Origin of the sequence: Mesorhizobium sp. M2A.F.Ca.ET.037.01.1.1 (genome assembly GCF_003998075.1) — a bacterium.
Classification (GTDB): Bacteria; Pseudomonadota; Alphaproteobacteria; order Rhizobiales; family Rhizobiaceae; genus Mesorhizobium.
In genome coordinates this window covers 1-7,043 of record NZ_RZSA01000265.1, presented here as the reverse complement: position 1 = coordinate 7,043, position 7,043 = coordinate 1, and the positions used below count along the sequence as shown (strand labels likewise).

6 protein-coding genes are annotated in these 7,043 nt (G+C 62.4%); 2 read left to right on the top strand and 4 right to left on the bottom strand.

Features of this window, described 5'->3' with window-relative positions; translation table 11 throughout:
• The 4 genes from EOA27_RS15245 to EOA27_RS15230 all read right to left on the bottom strand — a co-directional run.
• A partial coding sequence (locus tag EOA27_RS15245; protein WP_145970359.1) for an ATP-binding cassette domain-containing protein occupies positions 1–701 on the bottom strand: 701 nt, incomplete at its 3' end.
• Position 702: 1 nt separating this feature from the next.
• The gene (locus tag EOA27_RS15240) at positions 703–1,827 is read right to left on the bottom strand and encodes an ABC transporter permease subunit (protein ID WP_127256601.1); all 1,125 of its coding nucleotides are present in this window, start codon (positions 1,825–1,827) and stop codon (positions 703–705) included.
• Positions 1,820–2,743, bottom strand: a complete 924-nt coding sequence (locus EOA27_RS15235; protein WP_126078412.1) for an ABC transporter permease subunit — start codon at positions 2,741–2,743, stop codon at positions 1,820–1,822. The genes EOA27_RS15240 and EOA27_RS15235 overlap by 8 nt, the downstream gene beginning before the upstream one ends.
• A gap of 173 nt (positions 2,744–2,916) precedes the next feature.
• Positions 2,917–4,509, bottom strand: coding sequence for a peptide ABC transporter substrate-binding protein (locus tag EOA27_RS15230; RefSeq protein WP_126078413.1), 1,593 nt, complete (start codon positions 4,507–4,509; stop codon positions 2,917–2,919).
• Between the two features lie 370 nt (positions 4,510–4,879).
• Here EOA27_RS15230 and EOA27_RS15225 point away from each other — a divergent pair, with 370 nt between their 5' ends.
• Together EOA27_RS15225 and EOA27_RS15220 are read left to right on the top strand one after the other, a co-directional pair.
• The gene (locus tag EOA27_RS15225) at positions 4,880–5,245 is read left to right on the top strand and encodes a TadE/TadG family type IV pilus assembly protein (RefSeq protein WP_245467161.1); all 366 of its coding nucleotides are present in this window, start codon (positions 4,880–4,882) and stop codon (positions 5,243–5,245) included.
• On the top strand, positions 5,242–7,008 hold the full coding sequence (locus EOA27_RS15220) for a pilus assembly protein TadG-related protein (RefSeq protein ID WP_127256599.1): 1,767 nt from the start codon (positions 5,242–5,244) through the stop codon (positions 7,006–7,008). The genes EOA27_RS15225 and EOA27_RS15220 overlap by 4 nt, the downstream gene beginning before the upstream one ends.
• Positions 7,009–7,043 lie beyond the last annotated feature (35 nt).

Sequence of the window (7,043 nt, the reverse complement as noted above, 5' to 3'; positions counted from 1 at the left end):
ACTTCGCCCTGGCGCATGACATAGACCCGGTCGGCGAAACGGCGCACGATGCCGAGGTCGTGGGTGATGAAGACGATCGCCATGCCGAGCTTGCGCTGCAGTTCGGCCAGCAGCATCAGGATCTGCGCTTGGATGGTGACGTCGAGCGCTGTCGTCGGCTCATCTGCGATCAGGATGTCGGGATCGTTGGCGAGAGCCATGGCGATCATGACGCGCTGACGCTGGCCGCCCGACATTTCGTGCGGGTAGGATTTCATGCGCCGCTCGGGATCGGGGATGTGCACCAGCCTGAGCAGCTTCAGCGCTTCTTCGCGCGCCGCCGGCCCGGAGAGCCCGCGGTGCCGGCGGATCGGCTCGATCAGCTGGTTGCCGATGGTGTAGAGCGGGTCGAGCGAGGTCATCGGCTCCTGGAAGATCATGCTGATCTTGCGGCCGCGCACCTTGTTGAGCTCGCTCTTCGACAGGGTCAGAAGGTTCTGGCCACGGTAGTCGACATGGCCGGTCGCCTCGCCATTGGAGGACAAGAGGTTCATCGCCGCCATCATCGTCTGGCTCTTGCCGGAGCCGGATTCGCCGACGACGGCGACGGTCTCGCCCGCCTTCACGTTGATACTAATGCCTTTGACCGCCTCCACCGTGCCGTCGAGGGTCTGGAAGCGGACGCGCAGGTCCTTGACGCTGAGGATCGTTTCGGTGGCCATGTCAGCGGTCCTTCGGATCAAGCGCGTCGCGCAGGCCGTCGCCGACGAAGTTCAGGGCAAACAGCGTCGAGACGAGGAAGAAAGCCGGGAACAACAGCAGCCAGTTGGCGTAGCCGATGTTCTTGGCGCCGACCGAGATCAGCACGCCCCAGCTGGTCATCGGCTCCTGCACGCCGAGGCCAAGGAAGGAAAGAAAACTTTCCAGGATGATGACCTGCGGCACAAGCAGCGTCATGTAGATGACGACCGGGCCAAGCAGGTTGGGGATGACATGGCGCAGCAGGATGCCGCACTGACCGACGCCCATCGCTTCCGCCGCCTGGACATATTCCTGCCTTCGGATCGACAGCGCCTGGCCGCGCACGATGCGCGCCATGTCTAGCCACAGCACAGCCCCCACCGCCAGGAACATCAGCACGAAGTTGCGGCCGAAGAACACCACCAGCATGATGACGAAGAAGATGAAGGGCAGCGAATAGAGCACGTCGACGATGCGCATCATCACCTCGTCGACCCGGCCGCCGGCAAACCCGGCGGTCGCGCCGTAGATGACGCCGATGACACCGGCGACGACGCCGGCGAGCAGGCCGATGGCGAGCGAAATGCGCCCGGCCATCAGTGTTCGCGAAAGCAGGTCGCGGCCGGTGTTGTCAGTGCCGAAGTAGAAATATTGCTGCTTGATGGCCGAGCTCATCGTCACTTCGAGCCCATCGGCCGACTTGTTCTCGATCCTGGTGTCGTCGAAGGCGTCGGAACGGTCGAGATAGCGGATGTTGCGGTCGTCGATCGGCTTGGTCGAGGTGACGGTGACGATGACGCGGTTGCCGTCCTGGTGCCATTCCTTGATGTTGGCGCGCATGCGCTTGATGGCATCGGTGAGCGCACCCTGGATCATGTCGGGCTTCGGATAGGCCGACAGGCTCGGCGGCATGCGCACATAGTCGCCGTAGATGGTGGTGTATTCGTGCGGCACGACCATTGGGCCGAACACGCTGATGACGGTGATGAAAGCCAGGTAGTAGAGGCTGAACATCGCGGCGCGGTTGCGCTTCAGCCGCGCCCAGGCATTGCCCCAGAGCGAACGGCCGACGATCGGCTCGGGCACGGCGACGGCGAGATCAGTCATAGCGCACCCTCGGATCAACCACCGCGTAGAGAAGATCGACGATCAGGTTGAAGACGATGGTGAAGAGCGCGATCACCACCACGGTTCCCATGACCAGCGTGTAGTCGCGGTTGAGCGCGGCATCGACGAAATAGCGGCCGACGCCGGGAATGGAAAAGATCGTCTCGACAATGATCGAGCCGGTGAGCAGGGCCGCGGCTGCCGGGCCGGTGAAGGAGACGATCGGCAGCACGGCGCCGCGCAGCGCGTGCTTGACCACCACCGACCAGTCGGAGAGACCGAGAGCGCGGGCGGTGCGGATGTGGTGGGAGCGCAGGCTCTCGATCATCGAGCCGCGCATCAGGCGGGCGACGATGGCGATCTGCGGCAAGGCCAACGTCAGCACCGGGCCGACCTTGTTGATCAAGGCGCCGTCGCCCCAGCCGCCGATCGGCAGGAGCTTCCAGGACAGCCCGAAGACAAGCTGGATCACCGGCGCGATGACGAAGGTCGGGATGGTGCTGCCGGCAGTGGCGAGCGCAATCACCGAATAGTCGGCGATTTTGTTCTGGTTGAGCGCCGCGATCGTACCCAGGATCGAGCCCACAATCAGCGCCAGCACCAATGCCGACGTGCCGAGCTGAACGGAGATCGGCAGACCCTTGGCGAAGAGTTCGGTGACGGTGAAATCCGGCAGGTTGTAGCTCGGGCCGAAACTGCCACGCAAAAGATTGCCGAGATAGTGGAGATATTGCAGCCAGAGCGGATCGTTGAGGCCGAACTGGGCTTCGAGATTGGCCCTGATCTCGGGGCTCAGGCCCCTCTCCTGGTTGAACGGGCCGCCAGGGGCGACGCGGATCAGGAAGAACGCCACCGTCACGATGACTAACAGCGTCGGGATGGCGGTCAACAACCGCCGGAAGACATAACGCAGCATCGGCGCCCCGCTTGAGCCAGGGCGACGGCTCTCCAGACGAGATCGTGGCGCGCTGGCATCTCTGATCTTCGCACCGGGGCAGTCGAAAATCCAATCCGACTTTCGGCCCGGCACGACGACAGACCGTGTCGCCGCCCTCAAAAAGAGAGCGGCGGCACGGCCAAGGTTACTTGTCAGTCCTTGGAGATGAAGCGGGACGGATGAATGTCCATCACATTGTCATCGAAGCCATGCAGCTTCGAGGAAACGATGTCGTGATAGCTGTAGTAGAGCAGCGGGATCTGGCCGACGTCGTCGACGAGGATGCGCTCGGCCTCAGCGAGGTCCTTCATGCGCTCTTCCGGCTTGCCGCCGGCGGCTGCCGCCTTGTCCATCGCGGCTTCGTAGGCCGAGCTGTTGTAGTTCGAGTAGTTGTTGCCGCTCGCCTTGCGTGAGATGCCGAGGAAGGTCTCAGGATCCTTGTAGTCGGCGATCCAGGCGGCGCGAGCGACGTCGTAATTGCCCTTCTGCTCGAGGAAGCCGTAGTGGGTCTTGGTGTCGGTGTTGAGCAGCGTGACCTCGACGCCGAGCGGCTTCAGCTGTTCCTGGATAGCAACCGCCGTATTCTTATGGTTTTCCGAGGTGTTGTAACGGATTTCCATCTTCAGCGGATGCTCGGGCGTGTAGCCGAGCTTCTCCAGGATCTTCTTGGCCGCGTCCTCGCGGTCGATCTGCGGCATGTCGGCGTATTTGGCCAGCGACGGCGTGTAGCCCTCGATGCCCGGAGGCACCATTGAATATCCAGGCAGCATCGAGTTCTGCCAGACCTTCTCGGCCAGGAAGTCGCGATCGATCGCCATCGAGATGGCGTTGCGCAGCTCGACATTGTCCCACGGCGCCTTGTCGGTCTTGACCGCATAATAATAGGTGCCGAGATATGGCCCGACACGGACCTGGTCACCAAATTTGGCTTTGAGATCGGCGAGCTGCTCGGTCGGCAGGTCACCATAGCTGTCGAGCTCGCCAGCCTCGAAGCGCTTCATCGCCGACGAGCGATCCTCGGTCGGGATGTAGTTCACCACGTCGAGCTTGACGCTCGCTGCGTCCCAGAATTTCGGATTCTTGACCATCTTGAGATGGTCGTTGGGCACCCATTCGGCCAGCGTATAGGCGCCGTTGGAAACCAGCTTGCCGGGCTTGATCCAATCGGCGCCGAGCTTGTCAATGGAAGCCTTGTTGACCGGATAGGTCGCCTGATGGGTCAGCATCTCCAGGAAATAAGGCGTCGGCGCCTTCAGCGTGACTTCAAGCGTGTTGGCGTCGATCGCCTTCACGCCCATATCCTCGGCCTTGCCTTTCTTGGTGTTGAAGTCCTCGGCGCCCTTCACCGGATAGAGCATCGAGGCGTATTCCGCGGCGGTGGCCGGATCTTCCAGCCGATGGAACGAATAGACGAAGTCGTCCGCCGTCACCGGGGTGCCGTCCGACCAGAGGCCGTCCTTGCGCAGCTTGAAGGTGTAGACGGTGCCGTCGTCGGACACTGTCCAGCTTTCGGCGGCGCCCGGAATGAGGTTCGTCTTCTGGTCGTGCATGACGAGGCCCTGGAACAGGTCGCGTATGATATCGGCTTCGTAGGTCGTCGACGTCTTGTGTGGATCGACCGTCTCCGCCTCCGCGGCGCTGCCGCGGTTGTAGACGGTTTCGGCGAAAGCATGGGTGTAAAAGGAGCCCGTGGCCAGAGCCAAGGTGGTGGCGAACGCCGTCGCCTTCAGCATGTTTTTCAGCATGAAGTTCTCCCTGTCGGCGCAGCCCCTCAGCCGCGCCTTAAGTGTTGACGCCCCGGACCCGTTGAAACGGCCCCTTTCAGGCGTGCCGCCGGTCCCTTCCGGCTGCTGGTGGCTGGAGACTAGACAGAGCGGAATCTTATTTCAACCATTGCCTGCTTGACGCAAAGTGAACGTCATCACGCTAAAACAGCGAAAACTAACGTTATAAACCTACCTTCAACTTGGCACACCCGCCGGTTGTTCGACGCGTTTTCTGTTTTTGCAGGCGGGGTTTGGCATTCTCCGCAACATGCTGAAAAACCGAAAATTCCTTGCTTCGTGCTGTCGTTTCCGGGCGGATGCCACGGGCACATCGGCAGTCGAATTCGCCATGCTTGCGCCGGTCTTCATCCTGCTTTTGCTCGGCATGGTTGCATACGGAATCTATTTCGGCGCCAGCCATTCTGTGCAGCAGATCGCCGCCGATGCGGCGCGAACGGCGATCGCCGGCCTCAACCAGACCGAGCGGCAGGCACTGGTCACTGATTTCATCGCGCATGACGTCTCCGGCTACCCCTTCGTCGATCCTAACAAGCTGACCGTCAATGCAAAGGACAGTGTCGCCGATGGCAGCCAGTTCGTCGTCTCCGTCACCTATGATGCGCGCAACCTGCCGATCTGGAACCTGTTCAGGACGCTGCCGCTGCCGGGTACGACGATACAGCGCCAGTCGACGATTCGTGTCGGAGGCATATGATGTCCATCAAGGGGGGATTGATGGCGGCGACGAGGAGGCTCGTCGCCGACCGTAGCGCGAATTTCGCCGTGATGACGGCGCTGTGCACGCCAGTCGCGCTGGCGCTGACCGCCTTCGCGATCGACGAAGGTTCCCTTTACAACGAGCGCCGTGCCGCGCAGTCGATCGTCGATCTCGCCGCCATCACCGCGGCCTCGAACATCCCCAATGCCCAGCAGGCGGTGCTGACGACGCTCGCCGACAACGGCATCACCTCGGTCGCGGTGCAGCAACAAGGCACCAACGTGGCGCCAACCGCCACCAAGGCGGTCGTCCAGATCGTGCCGGGGCGCTACACCGGCGTCAGCACCATTGCCGCCGGCAACCGGTTCGAGGCGGGCAAGCTGCCCTACAATGCCGTGCAGGTGTCGCTGAAGAAGCAAGGCACGCTCTATTTCGCCGGCTCGATCATGGCGCCGCCCACACTCGGCACGACGGCCATCGCCAGCGCGCAGCCGCAGGCAGCTTTCTCGGTCGGCTCGCGACTCGCCAGTCTCAATGGCGGCATTCTCAACGCGCTTATCGGCAGCCTTCTCGGCGGCAACATCTCGCTCAGCGTGATGGACTACAATTCGCTGATCTCGGCCGATGTCGACGTGCTCTCCTTCGTCGACCAACTTGCCGTGCAGCTCAGGCTGACCGGCGTTTCCTATTCGGACGTGCTCGCCTCGAAGGCGACGGTCGGCCAGATCGCCACCGCCATGGCCAACGTGCCGGGGCTGGACCGTACGGCCAAGATCGCATTGCAGACCATGGCTTCCAGCGCCACCAATACTGTCAAGATTCCGCTCAGCACTCTCGTCGACCTTGGCTCGGTGGGCGGCCTGGGCCTTGGACAGAAACCCGCCGGGCTGTCGGTCGAGGCCAGCGCGCTCAGCATGTTGACGGCGGCGGCGGCTTTGGCCAACGGCACGAACCAGGTCGCGGTCAATCTCGGCGCTACCATACCGGGGCTGGCATCGACGACGCTTGCCATCGCCATCGGCGAGCCCATGCAGAACTCGCCCTGGCTCGCGGTGGGGGAATCAGGCACCGTGGTGCGCACGGCGCAGACACGCATCAAGCTCAACGCCAGCGTCACCGTCGGCAATTCCAATCTCGGCGGCGGCATCAATCTGCTTGCCGTCAACCTGCCGCTCAATGTCGAGGTCGCCTATGCCGAGGCCAAGCTGACCGATATCACCTGTCCGACCGGCCCCTCCAGCATCAAGGTCTCGATCGCCACGCAACCAGGAGTCGTCGAGGCTCATCTGGCCGACAGCAACGCCAGTGGTTTCGCGGACTTCACCAAGCCGCAATCCTTCTCCGACGCCGAGATCGCGGATGTCAGCCTCAAGCTGTTGCTGATCAACCTCAACCTGCTGCAGATCAAAGGATCGTCGGCCTTTTCAATCACCAACATGGCGCCGACCACGCTGACCTATAGTGCCACCGACATCGCCAACAAGGCGATCAAGACGGTGTCGACAAGGAACCTGACGCAGTCGCTGACGACATCGTTGATCAACAAACTGTCGTTGTCGGTCAACGCGCTGGGGCTCGGCCTCGATGTGACCGCCCTGCTCGGCGCGGTCAAGCCGGCGGTGACAACGCTGCTCAACGGCGTGACCGCGCCGGTCGACAGCCTGGTCTACAACGTGCTTGGGACACTGGGCGTGCATGTCGGCGAGGCCGATGTGCGCGTGACCGGCGCGACATGCGGCCGCTCGGTCCTCGTCCAGTAGGCCGCTATCAGCCAATCCTTCCGACAAAACTGCCC

What these genes read in the sequence shown, in the direction of transcription:
- EOA27_RS15235 (WP_126078412.1), bottom strand. Translation starts at nt 2,743, where the DNA reads ATGCTGCGTTATGTCTTCCGGCGGTTGTTGACCGCCATCCCGACGCTG.
- EOA27_RS15225 (WP_245467161.1), top strand. Translation starts at nt 4,880, where the DNA reads ATGCTTGCGCCGGTCTTCATCCTGCTTTTGCTCGGCATGGTTGCATAC.
- EOA27_RS15240 (WP_127256601.1), bottom strand. Translation starts at nt 1,827, where the DNA reads ATGACTGATCTCGCCGTCGCCGTGCCCGAGCCGATCGTCGGCCGTTCG.
- EOA27_RS15220 (WP_127256599.1), top strand. Translation starts at nt 5,242, where the DNA reads ATGATGTCCATCAAGGGGGGATTGATGGCGGCGACGAGGAGGCTCGTC.
- EOA27_RS15230 (WP_126078413.1), bottom strand. Translation starts at nt 4,509, where the DNA reads ATGCTGAAAAACATGCTGAAGGCGACGGCGTTCGCCACCACCTTGGCT.